Annotated in this window: 15 protein-coding genes; 6 read left to right on the top strand and 9 right to left on the bottom strand. The window is 71.7% G+C overall.

All coding sequences use genetic code 11. The features are described 5' to 3' along the window. Positions 1–57: 57 nt before the first annotated feature. The 4 genes from BM333_RS04985 to BM333_RS04970 all read left to right on the top strand — a co-directional run bounded on the left by BM333_RS04985 (position 58) and on the right by BM333_RS04970 (position 4,065). A complete protein-coding gene (locus BM333_RS04985) occupies positions 58–297 on the top strand; it encodes a hypothetical protein (protein WP_092307995.1) in 240 nt (79 codons plus the stop codon). 65 nt (positions 298–362) lie between these two features. Next, a complete protein-coding gene (locus tag BM333_RS04980) occupies positions 363–1,337 on the top strand; it encodes a Vgb family protein (RefSeq protein WP_092307993.1) in 975 nt (324 codons plus the stop codon). 1 nt (position 1,338) lies between these two features. Further along, positions 1,339–1,698 carry a c-type cytochrome gene (locus BM333_RS04975; RefSeq protein ID WP_092307991.1) on the top strand — a complete coding sequence of 120 codons (360 nt, stop codon included), beginning with the start codon at positions 1,339–1,341 and terminating at the stop codon, positions 1,696–1,698. Between the two features lie 87 nt (positions 1,699–1,785). Further along, the gene (locus tag BM333_RS04970) at positions 1,786–4,065 is read left to right on the top strand and encodes a glycoside hydrolase family 3 N-terminal domain-containing protein (RefSeq protein WP_092307989.1); all 2,280 of its coding nucleotides are present in this window, start codon (positions 1,786–1,788) and stop codon (positions 4,063–4,065) included. On the opposite strand, the gene BM333_RS04965 is transcribed toward BM333_RS04970, so the two are convergent. Continuing rightward, a complete protein-coding gene (locus tag BM333_RS04965; RefSeq protein WP_092307988.1) occupies positions 4,066–4,413 on the bottom strand; it encodes an arsenate reductase in 348 nt (115 codons plus the stop codon). It lies immediately after the preceding gene. A 133-nt stretch (positions 4,414–4,546) separates the two neighbouring features. Here BM333_RS04965 and BM333_RS04960 point away from each other — a divergent pair, with 133 nt between their 5' ends. Next, a complete protein-coding gene (locus BM333_RS04960; protein WP_092307986.1) occupies positions 4,547–5,119 on the top strand; it encodes a superoxide dismutase family protein in 573 nt (190 codons plus the stop codon). Between the two features lie 9 nt (positions 5,120–5,128). Here BM333_RS04960 and BM333_RS15905 read toward each other — a convergent pair whose 3' ends face one another. Further along, positions 5,129–5,278: a hypothetical protein gene (locus BM333_RS15905; protein WP_177221804.1), complete on the bottom strand. Its 150-nt coding sequence runs from the start codon at positions 5,276–5,278 to the stop codon at positions 5,129–5,131. Positions 5,279–5,424: 146 nt separating this feature from the next. On the opposite strand from BM333_RS15905, the gene BM333_RS04950 reads away from it, so the two are divergent. Then, positions 5,425–6,300, top strand: a complete 876-nt coding sequence (locus BM333_RS04950) for a universal stress protein (protein ID WP_092307982.1) — start codon at positions 5,425–5,427, stop codon at positions 6,298–6,300. Positions 6,301–6,332: 32 nt separating this feature from the next. On the opposite strand, the gene BM333_RS04945 is transcribed toward BM333_RS04950, so the two are convergent. The 7 genes from BM333_RS04945 to BM333_RS04915 all read right to left on the bottom strand — a co-directional run bounded on the left by BM333_RS04945 (position 6,333) and on the right by BM333_RS04915 (position 15,740). Next, a complete protein-coding gene (locus BM333_RS04945; RefSeq protein ID WP_092307980.1) occupies positions 6,333–7,466 on the bottom strand; it encodes an efflux RND transporter periplasmic adaptor subunit in 1,134 nt (377 codons plus the stop codon). A 62-nt stretch (positions 7,467–7,528) separates the two neighbouring features. Beyond that, positions 7,529–9,910, bottom strand: a complete 2,382-nt coding sequence (locus BM333_RS04940; protein WP_143105776.1) for an ABC transporter permease — start codon at positions 9,908–9,910, stop codon at positions 7,529–7,531. Beyond that, the gene (locus BM333_RS04935) at positions 9,907–10,638 is read right to left on the bottom strand and encodes an ABC transporter ATP-binding protein (protein WP_245777150.1); all 732 of its coding nucleotides are present in this window, start codon (positions 10,636–10,638) and stop codon (positions 9,907–9,909) included. Before BM333_RS04935 ends, BM333_RS04940 begins: the two co-directional genes overlap by 4 nt. A gap of 134 nt (positions 10,639–10,772) precedes the next feature. Continuing rightward, positions 10,773–11,156: a DUF302 domain-containing protein gene (locus BM333_RS04930; RefSeq protein WP_092307974.1), complete on the bottom strand. Its 384-nt coding sequence runs from the start codon at positions 11,154–11,156 to the stop codon at positions 10,773–10,775. Next, complete coding sequence (locus BM333_RS04925) at positions 11,156–11,497, bottom strand: ArsR/SmtB family transcription factor (protein ID WP_092307972.1); 342 nt, start codon at positions 11,495–11,497, stop codon at positions 11,156–11,158. Before BM333_RS04925 ends, BM333_RS04930 begins: the two co-directional genes overlap by 1 nt. Beyond that, positions 11,494–14,721, bottom strand: a complete 3,228-nt coding sequence (locus tag BM333_RS04920; protein WP_092307970.1) for an efflux RND transporter permease subunit — start codon at positions 14,719–14,721, stop codon at positions 11,494–11,496. The genes BM333_RS04925 and BM333_RS04920 overlap by 4 nt, the downstream gene beginning before the upstream one ends. After that, on the bottom strand, positions 14,718–15,740 hold the full coding sequence (locus BM333_RS04915) for an efflux RND transporter periplasmic adaptor subunit (protein WP_092308522.1): 1,023 nt from the start codon (positions 15,738–15,740) through the stop codon (positions 14,718–14,720). Before BM333_RS04915 ends, BM333_RS04920 begins: the two co-directional genes overlap by 4 nt. Positions 15,741–15,793: the final 53 nt, after the last annotated feature.

The following is a 15,793-nucleotide window of genomic DNA, read 5'->3' as shown; positions in this document are numbered from 1 at the left end:
TCCTGCGGTTCCCGGCGCGTTCGCCGGGCACGTCGCCTGCAATAGCCGGAGCCCGTGATGGTCCAGATCACCTACCGCATCGCCGAACACGACGGAGGCTGGGCCTACCGGCTGGGCGACACCTGGTCGGAGACCTACCCGGATCACGACTCCGCTCGCGCGGCCGCTGTGGCCGCCGCCCGCGAGCAGAAGGTTCCGGACGAGGACGCCTTCATCGAGTACGCCGACGCCTCCGGCGAGTGGGTGGTCGAGCGCGCCGACGGCCGCGATCGGCCGGATCCCGTCGTCGAAGGCTGAACGGCCACGGTTGCATCCGGCGGCCGAAGACGGCCGTATGGGGGAGGTCCGACAGGAGATCCGCCATGCGCCCGTTCCGGAGCCCCCTCGCCGCCTCCCTTCTCGCCTTTGCGCTCGCCCTGCCCGCCAACTCACTGGCCCAGGACGTCCGCTACTACAATGTGCCGGCCGGCGGCCGGGCCCATGACGTGGCCGTCACCGCCGACGGCGAGGAGGTCTGGTGGACCGTCCAGCGCGGCGGCGCCCACGGCATCCTCGATCCGGACACGGGCGAGACCACGATCGTGCCGCTGGGCGAGGGCTCGGCGCCGCACGGGGTGATCGTCGGACCGGACGGGAACGCCTGGATCACCGACGGCGGCCAGAACGCCATCGTGCGCGTCGACCGGGAGACGCGCGAGGTGAAGGTCTGGCCGCTGCCCGAAGAGACGGGTCCCATCAACATGAACACCGCCGCCTTCGACCGGCGCGGCCGCATCTGGTTCACCGGCCAGACCGGCTTCTACGGGCGGCTGGATCCGGCGACGGACGATATGCAGGTGTGGTCGGCCCCGCGCGGCCGGGGCCCGTACGGCATCACCGCGACGCCCTCGGGCGACATCTGGTACGCCTCGCTGGCCGGCAGCCACATCGCCAGGGTCGATCTCGACACCGGAGAGGCGACCATCGTCGAGCCGCCGACGCCGAACCAGGGGGCGCGGCGCATCTGGTCGGACAGCCGGGGGCGGCTGTGGGTCAGCGAGTGGAACAGCGGCAACGTCAGCGTCCACGACCCGGCCGAGGGCAGCTGGCGCACCTGGAAGCTGCCGGGCGAGGCGCCGAAGACCTACTCCGTCTACGTGGATGAGCGCGACAAGGTGTGGCTGACCGATTTCGCCGCCAACGCCATCGTGCTGTTCGACCCCGAGACCGAGACCTTCCGCAGCTTTCCGAGCGACCGCGAAGGGGCGAACGTTCGGCAGATGCTGGGTCGGCCGGGCGAGGTGTGGGGCGCCGAGTCGGGGACCGACCGGCTGGTGGTGATCCGCTACGGCGAGTGACGTGGCGATCCTGCTGATCATGCTGGCGGCCCTGGCGGTTCCGCCGCAGGCTCGCGATCCCGGGGAGCGGGCCTTCCAGCGCTGCGCCGGCTGCCACTCGCTTCGGCCTGACGATTCGCAGTCGGTCGCCCCGAGCCTGCACGGCGTGTTCGGCCGGCGCGCGGGAACGGCGGAGGGTTTCGCCTACTCCCCGGCCCTGCGCGAGGCGGGCCGTCGGGGCCTGACCTGGGACGCGGCGACGCTCGCGCAGTTTCTCGAGGATCCCGAGGCCGCCGTTCCGGGCACGGCCATGCCCTATCAGGGCGGCCCGGCAAGCGAACGGGCGGCGGTGATCGACTTCCTGCGCCGCCGCGCGCCATAGGGCGAGCAACGCCTTGTGAACGGCCGGGGGTAGGCTTGGCCGGCCGCCGCCGCTAGTGCTGCCATGTCGTCAATGGAACCGGTTACAATGCGCCATACGCCCTTCGTCCCGACCCGTCGTCTGCTGCTGGCCGGAGGCGCGCTAACGGCCGGGCTGATGCTGGCGCCGCGGATGGCGGCGGCGCAGGCGCGGGACAACCTAGCGCGTGTCGACGACCTGATCGCCCGCATGACCATCGAGGAGAAGGCCGGACAGCTGAACCTGCAGAACGATCCGTTCCGCTGGCGGCCGGAAGGGGTGAACCCCGGCGACACGCTCGATTCGAACCAGGAGCAAACCGCGGCCGACATCCGGGCCGGCCGGATCGGCGCCCTGTTCAACGGCGTGGGGGCGAAAACCACGCGCTTCGTGCAGGATCTGGCGGTGCGGGAGAGCCGGCTGGGCATTCCACTGCTGTTCGCCGCCGACGTCGTCCACGGGCTGAAGACGACCTTCCCGGTGCCGCTGGGCGAGGCCGCCAGCTGGGATCTCGACCTGGCCGAGCGCACCGCCAGGGCGGCCGCGGTCGAGGGCGGCGCGGCGGGGGTGCATCAGACCTACGCCCCGATGGTCGACATCGGCCGGGACCAGCGCTGGGGCCGGGTGGTCGAGGGCGCCGGCGAGGACGTGCTGCTGGGCAACCTGTTCGCAGCCGCCCGCACCCGGGGCTTCCAGGGGGACGACCTGAAGCACTGGTCGTCCTTGCTCGCCACCGCCAAGCATTTCGCCGCCTACGGCGCGGCCGAGGCGGGCCTGGACTACAACTCCACCGACATGAGCGAGCTGGAGCTGCGCTCGGTCTACCTGCCGCCGTTCAAGGCCGCGATCGACGCCGGGGCGCTGTCGATCATGAGCGCCTTCAACGACCTGAACGGCGTGCCGACCAGCGGCAACAAATGGCTGCTCACCGACCTGCTGCACGGCGAGTGGGGCTTCGCCGGCTTCGTGGTCTCGGACTACACCTCGGAGCAGGAACTGATCGCGCACGGCTTCGCCGCCGACGGTCGTGACGCGGCGCGCATCGCCCTGATGGCGGGCGTCGACATGTCGATGAAGAGCGGCCTCTACATGGAGCACATCCCGGGGCTGGTGCAGTCGGGCGACGTGCCGGTGGAGCGGGTCGATGAGGCGGTGCGCCGGGTGCTGATGACCAAGGCGGCCCTGGGGCTGTTCGAAAATCCCTACCGCGGTTCGGACGTGCGGCTGGAGGCGCGGGTCACCGGCAGCCGCGAGCACCTCGCCCTCGCCCGCGAGGCCGGGCGCAAGTCGATCGTCATGGTCAAGAATGACGGCGGCCTGCTGCCGCTGCCGAAGACCGGCAAGCGCTACGCCCTGATCGGCCCGTTTGGCGACGACCGTGTCGACCTGTTCGGACCGTGGTCGATCTTCAAGGATCCGGACCTCGCCGTATCGCTTGAGCAGGGCCTTCGCGCCGCCTTGGGCGACGGCTCCAGCCTGACGGTGGTGAAGGGCTCGAACGTCGAGACGCCGCTGGAGGGCGGCATCGAGGCGGCGGTGATCGCAGCGTCGCAGGCCGACGTCGTGCTGCTGGCCGTGGGCGAAAGCCAGAACATGTCGGCCGAAGCCCAGTCACGCGTCGACATCGGCATTCCCGAGCCCCAGCTGGCCCTGGCCGAGGCCGTGGCCGCGACCGGCAAGCCGGTGGTGGTCCTGCTGCGCAACGGGCGGGCCATGGAGCTGTCGGGCGCGGTGAAGGACGCGCGCGCCATCCTGGTCACCTGGTTCCTCGGCTCGGAGACCGGCAACGCGGTGGCCGACGTCCTGTTCGGCGACCACGCCCCGACTGGCCGCCTGCCGGTCAGCTTCCCGCACTTCTCGGGCCAGTCGCCCTTCTACTACGCGCACAAGAATACGGGGCGGCCGGCCGCCTCACGCGACGAGGGCTTCAAGGCGCAGTTCCGCGAGACCGGCAACGACGCCCTCTATCCCTTCGGCCACGGCCTGACCTATTCGCCCGTGCAGTACTCGCCGGTGCGGCTGTCGTCGTCGACCATGCCGTGGAACGGCGAGCTGACCGCCAGCGTCACCCTGACCAATGTCGGCGAGCGGCCGGCCGAGGAAGTGGTGCAACTGTACATCCGGGACCGGGCGGCCACGATCACCCAGCCCGTGCGCCTGCTGAAGGGCTTCCGGCGGGCCGTCGTGCCGGCGGGCGGTTCGGTCGAGGTCTCGCTGCCGCTGAAGTTCGACGATCTGCTGTTCCTGGGCGCCGATCTGCGGCCGACGGTCGAGCCGGGCGAGTTCGATGTCTGGCTGGCGCCCAGCGCCGAGGCCGGCGAGCCCGTCCGCTTCACCCTGACGCGCTGATCAGGCGAACACGGCCGCATAGACCTCCGGCTTGAAGCCGACTGTCGTGCGGCCGTCGACCTCCAGCACCGGGCGCTTGATCATCGACGGCTGGGCCAGCATCAGCTCGATGGCCTTGCCGGCGTCGAGGTCGGCCTTCGCTTCGGGCGGCAGGCCGCGGAAGGTCGTGCCGGCCCGGTTCAGCACCGTCTCCCAGCCGTGGGCGGCGACCCAGTCGGCGAGCGTCGCCGGGTCGATGCCGAGCTTCTTGTAGTCATGGAAGCCGTAGGCGACGCCGTGCTGGTCCAGCCACACGCGCGCCTTCTTCACCGTGTCGCAGTTGGGGATGCCGTAAAGGGTCGGGAGCATGGGTCGCCTCACCATGTGATCAGCCCTCGTCTGCCCCTCCGTCGCTGATCGGGCAAGTCGTCCGACGCGGTGTACGGAACGGATCGCGCCCCTCGCCACTTGAGGGGTCGACGACCGACAACAGGAGGCTCCCATGATCAGGTTCGCCTGCACCGCCGCCACGCTCACCTTCGCGCTCGCGGCGTGCGGATCGCCCGAAAGCCCGCAGGAACCGGCCGACGCGCCGGCCACGACGCCCGCCACGGGCGCCCCTGCCGCCGCCGGGGCGGCCATGCGCGCCGTCGCCGTGCTGCGGACTGCGGCCGGCGAGGCGGCGGGCACGGCGACCGCCACCTCGACGGACGGCCAGACCATGCTGACGCTCAACGTCGAGGGCCTGGCGCCGGGGCAGCACGGTGTCCATGTCCACATGACCGGACGGTGTGATCCGCCGGCGTTCGAGAGCGCCGGCGGGCACTGGAACCCGTCCGGCGCGCAGCACGGGCTGGAGAACCCGCAGGGTCAGCACGCGGGCGACATGCCCAACCTGACCGTCGGCGCGGATGGACAAGGCACGCTGGAATACCGTCTGGAGGGCGCGTTCGACGGGTTGCTGGACGCGGACGGCTCCGCCTTCGTGGTCCACGCCTCGGCGGACGACCAGCGCACCGACCCTTCCGGCGACAGCGGCGACCGGATCGCCTGCGGCGTGTTCGAACGAGGCTGACGACGCCGGCTACCGACGCCGGATGTGAACCCGAGCCAGACCGGCGCGGAGTCGCCTCAACGGGCGCGGGCCCAGAACAGAGACCCCGCGCACGGGCACGAGGAAGGTGAGGAGAAAGGCGACGATCGCCAGGGCGACGGCATAGGTCTCGTTGAGCATGACGGCCTCCAACCCGGCTAGAATGGCGGAGCTCCGGAAGCCGGCCTTGACCGGGATCAATCCGCCGGCCGGGCCGGTGCGCCTTGCGCCTGATCAAGGCGCGCTACCGCGGCGGCGGACAAAATTCGGGCGACAGGAGGCCTCGCATGTCGCACCACATCCGCCGGCTACTGGCCGTTGCCGACGCCTCGCCCGAGGGCGAGCGTCTCGCCCGGACCGCCGCCGCCCTCGCCCGGCGTCTGGATGCGGGGCTGGTGGCCCTGTGGGTCCTTCGTCGTCCCTCCCCCTCCCCGGCCGAGACCTTCGCGCGGGGGGCCGGCCCCATGCACGAGGTCTTCGAGCACCAGGCCGCCGCCGAGGCCGGGCTGAGCACGGAGGCGCGGCTGGCCTTCGTCCGCGCCGTCGGCGCAGCCGGCGTGCCCGTGGATTTCCGGCCGACGTGGGATGACGGCGCAGCGTCCCTCCCGCCGACCCGGGCCGGCGACCTGTTCGTGGTCGGCCATCCGAAGCTGCATGACCAGCCGGACGCCCTGACGGCGGAGCGGCTCCTGATCGCCTCGGGGCGGCCGGTCCTGATCCTTCCGTCCGACGCGGAGTCGTCTGTGCACGGGCCTGTCCTGATCTGCTGGAACGGCAGTCCGGCCGCGCGGCGCGCCGTCGAGGACGCCCTGCCCCTCATCCGCACGGCCGGATCGGCGACGATTCTGGTGGTCGACGACGCGGCCTCGCTCGAAGGTGTCGAGGACCTCACGACGAGCCTGCGGGAGCGCGGCGTCAAGGCTGCGGTGCAGTGGACGACCTCAGGGTCGGCCACGGTCGCCGAGACCATCGCCGCCGTCGCCGGGGATCTCGACGCCGGCCTGATCGTCCTCGGCGGCTACAGTCGCTCGCCGACCCTCGAGCGCATCTTCGGCGGCGTCACCCGCTCGTTCCTCGCCGGCGCGCCCCGGCCGCTCCTGCTCTCCCACGTCCCCGCGCACCTCGCCCGGGCACAAGCCCCTGCCGGTGAAGCGGCCGGGTGACTGTCCGCGGCGTCCGCCGATGGGGCCCGGCCTCACCGCGGCCGGACGCGGCCGCCGTCGGAGACCGCCTGGCCGGGATAGACGACCACGCGCTGTCCGGCCTCGAGACCGGACCGGACCTCGGTCAGCTCGCCATCGCTCTGACCGATCCCGACGGGCGTGAGCCGCGCGCGTCCGCCTTCCACCCGGAACACGGCCCAGCGTCCGCCATCGCGGAACAGACTGCCGACGGGGACGCGGAGCACGGAGTCCGCGCTCCACACCGTCACCCCCGCCTCGACCCGATAGGCGTGACCTACCGCGCGCCACGCCGCCGGCGGGTCGTCCGGATCGATGATCACATTGACCCGCTGCTCCTCCACCCCCAGGGCGGAGACCTTCAGGAAGCCGGCCGGCTCGATCGCGCGCACCCGGCCCCGAAGAGGCGGACCTCCCCAGGAGTCGATGATGACCGGCGCGCCGACGCTTACTCGTGCGGCGTCGGAGGACAGCAAGTCGGCGACGATCTCGATGTCGCCCGGATCGCCGATCTCCATCAGCGGCGCCCCTTGTGTGACGACGGCTTCGCTCTCCTGCAGCACCCGCAGGACCCGGCCCGAGGCGGGGGCCCGGATCGACACCGTGCGCGTCGAGGCGCTCCCCGCGGAGGGGTCGACGAGACGGACGCGGGCGGCCTCGAGGTTGGCCTGGCGCACGCTCACCCCGGCGCGGGCGTGGTCGAGGGCGGCGGCGGCGGTGCGCAGCTCCAGCCGGGCGCGATCGAGGGCGCTCTGCGAGGCGACGGCGCTGGCGAACAGGGTCTCGGCGCGCTGCGCCTCCGTGCGCGCCCAGGCCAGCTGGCTCTCCGCCTGTTCGAGTTCGGCCCGGGCCAGCGCGAGGGCCGCCTCCGCGGCGCGCACCGCGGCCTGGCTTTCGCCACGCGAGCGGTCGTCCAGGAACACCGCCGACGCCGGCTGGATCACCGCAACCACGGCTCCCGCCTCCACCCGTTCCCCCGCCCGGTTGCCGACGCGCAGCAGCCGCCCCGCGACCGGCGCGGAGACCAGGTAGACGTCGCGGACGCGCGTGCGCGCCTCATCCCGGATCGTCACGGCGAGCGGCCCCCGGGTGACCTCGGCGACGTCCACCGGGCCGAAAGGCGAGCGCGAGCAGGCCCGCCAGTCCAAGGCCGACCAGCGTCCAGAACACCGTCCGGAAGGAAAGCTTCGGCGTACCGAGCTTCGTCATCTCATTCCCCCGTCTTCAACGCGCTGGCGAGATCCAGCCGGTCGATCTGCAACCGCACCAGCAGCCCGGCGGCGACCGTGATCGCCAGCACCATCGCTCCGGCCAGGCCGAAGGTGGCCGGCGAGACGGCGAACGGCAGGCGGAACAGGTCGGAGCTCATCGCGTGGGCCAGGTACCAGGCCAGGGCCGCGCCCGCCGCGGCGCCGAGCGGCAGGGCGACGAGCGTCAGCACCACCACCTCGCCCAGCAGGATGTAGGAGACGTCGGCGCGCGAGAAGCCGAGAACCCGCAGCGAGGCCAGCTCCCGGCTCCGTTCGGCGAAGGAGATCCGGATCGTGTTGTAGACCACCCCGGCGGCGATCAGGCTGGCGAAGCCGACGTAGGTGAAGATGGCGACGCCGAGGTTCTCGTCGATCAGTTCCGCCAGCCGCCGCACCGCCTCGTCCTGCAGGCCGACGCCGACCACCGTCGGCGCGGCCTTGAGCCTGGCGTAGAGGTCGTCGGTCCGCTCGGAGTCGACCCCCAGCCAGGCGCCCGAGATCAGCGGCCCCTCGCCCAGCGCGCGGTTCAGATCCTCCAGCTGCATCCGGGCCCCGGAGCCGACGTAGCTGTCGACCACCGCGGTCACCGGCAGATTCAGCAACGGCCGGCGTCCTTCGGTGACCTGCGCCTCGACCCGGTCGCCCGGCTCGACTCCGAGCTTTGCCGCGAGGTCGCTCGACAGCACCAGCCCGCCGGGCGGCGGGTCGACCGGCCGGTCATCGCGGTCGACGAGCCGTGACAGGGTTCCGTCAAGCGGGGCGCCCGTGATCGCCGTGCGCTCCTCGTGCGGCCCGTGGCGCAGCCGCACGGCGACGGTGCGGAACGGCTCGGCCTCCAGCACGCCGGGCTCGCGGGCGAGGCTGAACAGGGCGGATCGGGAGCGGGGCTCGACCAGGGTCACCGAGACGTCGTGCGGGTTGGAGACGTCGAAGCTGGACCCGATCATCACCTCGATGGCGTCGAGCATCGACAGACTGCCGATCAGCAGCGCCCCCGAGGCCGCCACCCCCGCCACCGTCAGGGCCGCCCGACCGGGCCAGCGGATGATCTGGCGGAGGATCATGCGGGTCTGCTGGTCGAGCACCTTCATACGGGTGATGCGCCCGCCGGCGGCCCGGGAGAAGTCGGGCGGCGTGGCCGGCGTCATCGACTCGGCGGGTCGCAGGGCGGCTGCGCGCCGCACCGCCAGGGCGGCGCCGCCCAGGGTGGTCGCGGCGGCGACGGCGATGACGACCACATAGTCGGCCGGATTCGCCTCGAACAGCAGGTAGGGGAATCGGTAGTACTCCCGGTACATCTCGGCCATGGACCGCCCGAACCAGGTCCCGGCGGCGCCGCCGATGAGCACCCCGACCGCGGCCACGACGCAGACCAGCTTGAGATAGTGGGCGACCACGTCCCGGTCGCGGTAGCCGAACGCCTTGAGCAGGCCGATTCCGGAGCGCTGCACGGCGATCAGTCGGGTGATCACCACATTGACCAGGAAGGCGGCCACCAGCAGGAACACCGGCGGCAACACCCGCCCCATGGTGGTCAGCTGGTCGATCTCGCTCGACACGAAGGCGTCCGAGATCTGCTCCTTGCGGCCGTAGGCGCCGGGCGCGCCGTAGGGCGCCAGCAGGCGATCGAGGTCCGCGATCACGGCGGGCTCGGAAGCGTCGCGGGAGAGCCGCACCACCGCCTCGTTGAAAGCCTGGTCCTGGTCGACCGCCTCCGCGAGCGCGCTGCGGCGCATCCACAGCACCCCGTACAACCGGTCGTCCGGGACGAACTGGCCCGGGCCGATGGCGTAGACGTGTTCCGGGGACAGCGCGGTTCCGACGACGAGATTTCGACGTCCGCCGCGCAAGGTGACCGGCAGAACCCGGCCGATCTCAAGCCGATGCGCATCCGCGAAGGCCTGCAGCGCCACCGCCTCGTCGCTGCGGCCGGAGACCGGCAGACGGCCGCGGACCAGATGAAGCCGGTTGAGGGTCGCCTCCCCCTCGTCCGGAATGGACAGAACCTCGCCCGTCGATGGCGCGACGGTCCCGGGCGGCTCGAACAGCGCCGGAACGCGGATTCGCACCGCGGCGGTCTGGACGCCGTCGACGGCGCGGATGTCCGGCAGCAGATGTTCCGGAGCCCGGACCACCGGCGCCCAGACGTCGGCGAAGCGGTTGCGGTCGTAGTAGGCGTCGCGGGTCGCCTGCAGCGAGCTGAGCATGCCGGCGGCGAGCAGATGCACGGCCACGCCGCCGGCGATGACGAAGGCGATGGTCAGCGCCTGTCCCTTCATGCGCCAAAGGTCGCGAACCAGCATGCGGTCCAGCGCCCCCATCCATGCCGGCCAGGGGATCACCAGGATATCTCCCGCGGTTGCTTCTTCGCGCGGTTCACCCGGACCTCGCGCACCCGCCCGTCGGCGAACAGCACGACGCGATCGGCGATGTCGGCGATGCCGGCGTTGTGGGTGATCAGCAGCGTCGTCGCGCCAAGGTCGTCGTTGACGGTCTTCAGCGCCTCCAGCACCCGGACGCCCGTGGCGGAATCAAGGGCGCCGGTCGGTTCGTCGCACAGCAGCACCGACGGCTGCTTGGCCACGGCGCGCGCGATCGCCACCCGCTGCTGCTCGCCGCCGGACAGCTGCGTCGGGAAGTGGTCGAGGCGATCCTCCAGCCCGACCATGGCGAGCGCCGCCTCGGGCGCCAGCGGAGCCTCGGCGATCTCGGTGACCAGGGCCACGTTCTCGCGGGCGGTCAGGCTCGGCATCAGGTTGTAGAACTGGAACACGAAACCGACGTGGCGGCGGCGATACTCGGTGAGCTGGCGCTGGTTGGCGCGGGAGATGTCCTGGCCGCGGAACAGCACCTCGCCGCCGGTCGGCGTGTCGAGTCCGCCGAGGATGTTGAGAAAGGTCGACTTGCCGCTGCCGGAAGCGCCCAGCACGACCACCATCTCACCTTCCGGGAGGTCGAGATCGACTCCCCGAAGGGCGTGCACCGCCGCCTGACCCTCGCCGTAGACCTTGGTGACGCCGCGGGCGCGGAAGCAGAGTTCCGCCGCCCCCGGGGCCGTCCCATTTTTCACAACGTCCGCGGCCGGCCCGCCCGGCCGGGAGGGCCTTCTGGCCAGAGACATGCGCCGATCTCCCTTGATCGCGCGCAGGTTGCCAGAGCCCCGCCCGGCGGCCCCTGATCTGGATCAAGGGCGACGCCGCGGGCTCAGATCTCGTCGACCGCCGCCCGCAGGTGCTCGCCGACCTTGCCGGCGTGCTCGAGCAGCGCCGGATTGTCGATGGCCCGCATCGAGGCGGCGGGATCGATGGCGAAGACCTCGACGCCGCCGTCCGTCTGCTGGAGCACGACGTTGCAGGGCAGCATGGCGCCGACGTGCGGCTCCAGCTTCAGGGCCTCGTGGGCCATGATCGGATTGCAGGCCCCGAGGATGTGGTAGGGACGGAAGTCCTGGCCGATCTTCGTCTTCAGCGTCCCCTGCACATCGATTTCGGTCAGCACGCCGAAGCCGTGTTTCTGCAGGGCGGCGCGGGTCCGTTCGAGAACCGCGTCGAATTCGCCGGGGATGGTGCGGGCGTGGAAATAGCTCATCAGGTCGCTCCCTTGGGCTTGCCGCCGTAGATGTCGCACAGCAGGCCGATGACGCGCGCGGCCGCGGAATCCGCGATGGCGTAGTAGATGGTCTGGGCCTCGCGGCGCGGGGCGATGACCCCCTCCTCCCGCAACCGCGCGAGGTGCTGCGAACAGGCCGACTGGGAAAGCCCCGCGAAGGACGCCAGTTCCCCGACGGCGCATTCCCCCTCGCTCAGACGGCACATCAGCATGAGGCGCTGTTCGTTGCCGAACAGGCGCATCAGGCGGGCCGCCGGGGCGGCGCTCGCCTCCAGCTCCGCCAGGGCGGCGGGCGTCGGGGCGGGAATGGCGTCGGTCATGCAGGGTCTCCGGCAGGCTCCGGCGACTTAAGGGGCCGGCCGTCATCCTTCAACGCGACATAGATCGCCGGGATCACCAGCACCGTCAGAAGGGTCGACGACATCAGGCCGAACAGCAGCGAGATGGCTAGGCCCTGGAAGATGGGGTCGAACAGGATCACCGCCGCGCCGATCATCGCCGCCAGCGCCGTGAGCAGGATCGGCTTGAAGCGGATCGCCCCGGCCTCGAGCAGCACCTCGCGCAGCGACCGGCCCGGCGTCCGGGCATGGCGGATGAAGTCGACCAGCAGGATCGAGTTTCGCACGATGATCCCCGCCAGGGCGATGAAGCCGATCATCGAGGTGGCGGTGAAGGGCGCCCCGAACAGCATGTGGCCGATGACAATGCCGATCAGGGTCAGGGGGATGGGGGTCAGGATGACCAGCGGGATGCGGAAGTCCTTGAACTGCGCCACCACCAGCACGTAGATCCCCAGCAGGGCGACCCCGAAGGCCGCGCCCATGTCGCGGAAGGTCACCCAGGTGATCTCCCACTCGCCGTCCCACAACACGGTGGGAACGGTCTCGTCGTCCGGCTGGCCGTTGAGGCGGATTTGCGGTCGCGGCAGGTTCTTCCAGTCGTGGTCCCTGATGGCCGCGTCGATGGCGAGGATGCCGTAGATCGGCGCCTCGAACTGGCCGGCCAGCTCGGCGGTGACCATCTCGGCGGGGCGGCCGTCGCGGCGATAGACGGGCCAGCTGGCCAGCTCCTCGCGCGCCTCGACCACCTCGCCCAGCTCGACCAGCCGACGGCCGCCGTCGAGGGTGGTCATGGCCACCGGCATGACCGCCATGCGCTCGTCCCAGGTGCGGGCGGACTGCGGCAGCCGCACCGCGATCTCGACGGGCGTGCGCTCGTCTTCCCGCACCGCGTAGCCCAGCGTCCGGCCGCCCATGACGGCGGCGATCGAGTCGTGCACCTCACGCTCGGAAAGGCCGAAGCGCTCGATCTTCTCGCGGTCGGGGATCAGCCGCAGCACGGGGCGGCGGACGCCGTAGCTGTTGTCGACGTCCACCACCGAGTCCTGCGCCCGGAACAGGGTCTCCAGCTCGGCGGCGACGGCGCGGCGGGTGGCGGCGTCGGGGCCATAGACCTCGGCCAGCAAGGTGGCCAGGACCGGCGGTCCGGGCGGCGCCTCGACCACCTTGATCGAGGCTCCGGGCGGCAGCGGCAGATCCTGCAGCCGTTCGCGCAGCTCCAGCGCCACGGCGTGGCTGTTGCGCCGCCGCTCCCCCTTGTGCGCCAGCATCACCGCCAGATCGCCCTGCTCGGGCCGGTCACGGAGGAAGTAGTGGCGCACCAGGCCGTTGAAGTTGAAAGGGGTCGCCGTGCCTGCGTAGCTCTCCATGGAGACCACCTCGGGCAGGCCCTGGGCCACGGCCGCAGCCCCCGCCAGCGTGCGCTCCGTGGTTTCGAGGCTGGTCCCTTCGGGCATGTCGAGCACCACCTGCAGCTCGGACTTGTTGTCGAAGGGCAGAAGCTTCACCGGCACGGCGCGCAGGCCGAACATCGACATGGCCAGCAGGGTGGCCACGCCGACAGCGATCAGGAAGGTCCAGGCGCTGCGGCGGGTGCGGATCACGGGCTCCGCGACCCGGAGGTAGAGGCGACCGAGCGCGCCTTCGCCGTGCTCCCCGTGACCGCCCGCCAGCGCCCGGCGCGCCAGTCGGATCATCAGCCAGGGGGCGATGACCACGGCCACAAAGAACGAGAAGACCATGGCCGCCGAGGCGTTGACCGGGATCGGCGCCATGTAGGGCCCCATCAGGCCCGAGACGAACAGCATCGGCAGCAGGGCCGCCACCACGGTCAGGGTCGCGACGATGGTCGGATTGCCCACCTCGGCCACGGCCTCGACCGTCGCCTGCGCCCGCGTCCGGCCGTCGTTCATGGCCCAGTGGCGGGCGATGTTCTCGATCATGACGATGGCGTCGTCGACGAGGATGCCGATCGAGAAGATCAGGGCGAAGAGGCTGACCCGGTTGATGGTGTAGCCCATCAGGTTGGAGGCGAAGAGGGTCAGCAGGATGGTCGTCGGGATGACGAGCGCCGTGACCGCCGCCTCGCGCCAGCCGATGGCGAAGCCGATCAGGACGACGATCGACACCGTCGCCAGGCCGAGGTGCATCAGCAGTTCGTTGGCCTTCTCGTTGGCGGTTTCGCCATAGTCGCGGGTGACCACCACCTCCAGCCCGTCGGGGATCAGCGTGCCCTTCAGCGCCTCAACCCGTTCGAGGACGGCATGCGAGACGACGACGGCGTTGGCCCCCTGCCGCTTGGCGACGGCGAGGCTCACGGCCGGCGTGCGGCTCCAGCCCTCTCCGGTACGGGCGTAGTGGGCGGCGCGGGCCTGGTCCTCGCGCGGGGCCAGCGTCACCGTGGCGACGTCGCGCAGGTAGGCCGGTTCGCCGGTGACCGAGGTCACCGTCAGCAGGGCGGCGTCGTCGGAGGTGGCGAGGCGTTCGCCCGAGCGCACGGCCACCGCGTGTCCGGCGTCCCGGAAGGACCCGGCCGGGAAGCTCCGATTGGCCTGCTCGACCGCCTCCAGCAGCGAAGACAGCGGCACGCCGCGGGCGGCCATTCGCGCGGGGTCGGGCTCCACCCGGATCTCGGAGGGTCGGCCGCCGACGAGGAAGGTCAGGCCGACGTCCTCGACCTTGCCGACCTCGGTGCGCAGCCGGGCGGCGATGTCGTAGAGGGCCTGGTCGCTCCAGCGGCCGGCGGCCCCGGCGCGGGGCGTCAGGGTCAGCACCACGGCCGGCACGTCGTTGATGCCGCGGGTGACGATGTGGGGTTCGGAGACTCCCACGGGGATGGCGTCGTAGTTGGCGCGCACCTTCTCGTGCACGCGCACGGCCGCGTCGTCGGGATCGGAGCCGACCTCGAAGCGGGCGGTGACCATCACCCGGTCGTCCTCGACCTGGGTGTAGACGTGCTCCACCCCGTCGATGCTGCGCACGATGGCTTCCAGCGGCTTGGCCGCCAGCTCGGTCGCGTCGGAGGCGTTGAGGCCGGGCGCCGCCACCATGATGTCGACCATGGGCACGCTGATCTGCGGTTCTTCCTCGCGTGGGATGGACAGCAGCGCCATCAGACCCACGGCGATCGCCGCCAGCAGCATCAGCGGCGTGAGCGGCGAGTTGAGTGTGGCCCGCGTCAGCCGGCCCGAGAGACCGAGGTTCATCGCGTCCGCTCCGGGGCGAGGACCACATCGCCGGCCTTGAGCCCCGACATCACCTCGACGCGGTCCTCGCCGACCGGCGAGCCGAGCTGCACCGGGGCCTCGCTGACCCGACCGGCGCGATCGACTGTGCGGACGAAGTCGACACCGTAGCGCGTGGAGACGAAGCGGCGCGGCACGACCAGCGCCTGCCGCTGTCCGACCGGCGCCTGGACCATCACCCGCTGACCCACGCGGTCGCTGCGCAGCCCGTCCACCGCGACGTCGGCGACGATGCGCCCCGCCTCGGCGGCCGGATAGACCTGCGCCACGGCCCCCGTGGACGGCAGACCCTCGCCGGTGATCGAGACGACCTGTCCCATCCGCAGGTTGCGGCCCTCGGCCTCCGGCAGCTCGATCCTCAGGACCAGCGGCCCGGCCGTGACGGTGGCCACCGACTGTCCGGCGGAGACGAACGAGCCGGCGGGCACGTCGGCGCTCAGGATTCGGCCGGAAGCGGGCGCGAGAATCCGGCCCTGGGCGCCGACGGCCGCGCTGGCGGACCGCTGGGCGCGAGCCGCGCGAACCTGGGCGTCCGCGGCGCGCGAGGCGGCCCTCGCCTGGTCGAGCCGGGCCTGGGCGTAGAAGCCGCGGTCAAAAAGGGTCTGCACCCGCGACAGATCGGCCCGGGCGCGTTCCGCCTCGGCCTCCGCCGCGGCGATCTGCGCCCCGAGCGCGGCCGTCTCCAGGCCGATGCGTTCGTCGACCACCAGCCCGAGCACCTGACCCTCGCGGACGACGTCGCCTTCGCGAACGGAGAGCTGGACAAGCGTGCCGGAGATGCGCGCCCGCGCCTCGCCCAGGTCGCGCGAGGCCACCACCGCGGACACCGGCTTGAGGGCGTCGATTCGCGCCTCGGCGGCGACGACGCGTTCGCCGGTCGCGGGCGCGGTCGCCACGCGCTCAGGCTCTCCGCCGCAGGCCGAAACCGCGGCGGCGAGGAGGACGGAGGCGAGAAGCGCGGGGGCCGGAGGTCTCTTCATGGAGCGGTCCATTAATTAGCTTGCACTAATATTAGCGCATGCTAATTCTTTCG

The organism is Brevundimonas viscosa (genome assembly GCF_900116065.1).
Taxonomy (GTDB): Bacteria; Pseudomonadota; Alphaproteobacteria; order Caulobacterales; family Caulobacteraceae; genus Brevundimonas; species Brevundimonas viscosa.
This window is presented reverse-complemented; position numbering and strand designations above follow the sequence as displayed.

Excerpts from the sequence above, each read along its gene's own strand:
- BM333_RS04915 (WP_092308522.1), bottom strand. The coding sequence starts at position 15,740 with ATGAAGAGACCTCCGGCCCCCGCGCTTCTCGCCTCCGTCCTCCTCGCC.
- BM333_RS04980 (WP_092307993.1), top strand. The coding sequence starts at position 363 with ATGCGCCCGTTCCGGAGCCCCCTCGCCGCCTCCCTTCTCGCCTTTGCG.
- BM333_RS04985 (WP_092307995.1), top strand. The coding sequence starts at position 58 with ATGGTCCAGATCACCTACCGCATCGCCGAACACGACGGAGGCTGGGCC.
- BM333_RS04950 (WP_092307982.1), top strand. The coding sequence starts at position 5,425 with ATGTCGCACCACATCCGCCGGCTACTGGCCGTTGCCGACGCCTCGCCC.
- BM333_RS04920 (WP_092307970.1), bottom strand. The coding sequence starts at position 14,721 with ATGAACCTCGGTCTCTCGGGCCGGCTGACGCGGGCCACACTCAACTCG.
- BM333_RS15905 (WP_177221804.1), bottom strand. The coding sequence starts at position 5,278 with ATGCTCAACGAGACCTATGCCGTCGCCCTGGCGATCGTCGCCTTTCTC.
- BM333_RS04930 (WP_092307974.1), bottom strand. The coding sequence starts at position 11,156 with ATGAGCTATTTCCACGCCCGCACCATCCCCGGCGAATTCGACGCGGTT.
- BM333_RS04965 (WP_092307988.1), bottom strand. The coding sequence starts at position 4,413 with ATGCTCCCGACCCTTTACGGCATCCCCAACTGCGACACGGTGAAGAAG.
- BM333_RS04960 (WP_092307986.1), top strand. The coding sequence starts at position 4,547 with ATGATCAGGTTCGCCTGCACCGCCGCCACGCTCACCTTCGCGCTCGCG.
- BM333_RS04925 (WP_092307972.1), bottom strand. The coding sequence starts at position 11,497 with ATGACCGACGCCATTCCCGCCCCGACGCCCGCCGCCCTGGCGGAGCTG.
- BM333_RS04970 (WP_092307989.1), top strand. The coding sequence starts at position 1,786 with ATGCGCCATACGCCCTTCGTCCCGACCCGTCGTCTGCTGCTGGCCGGA.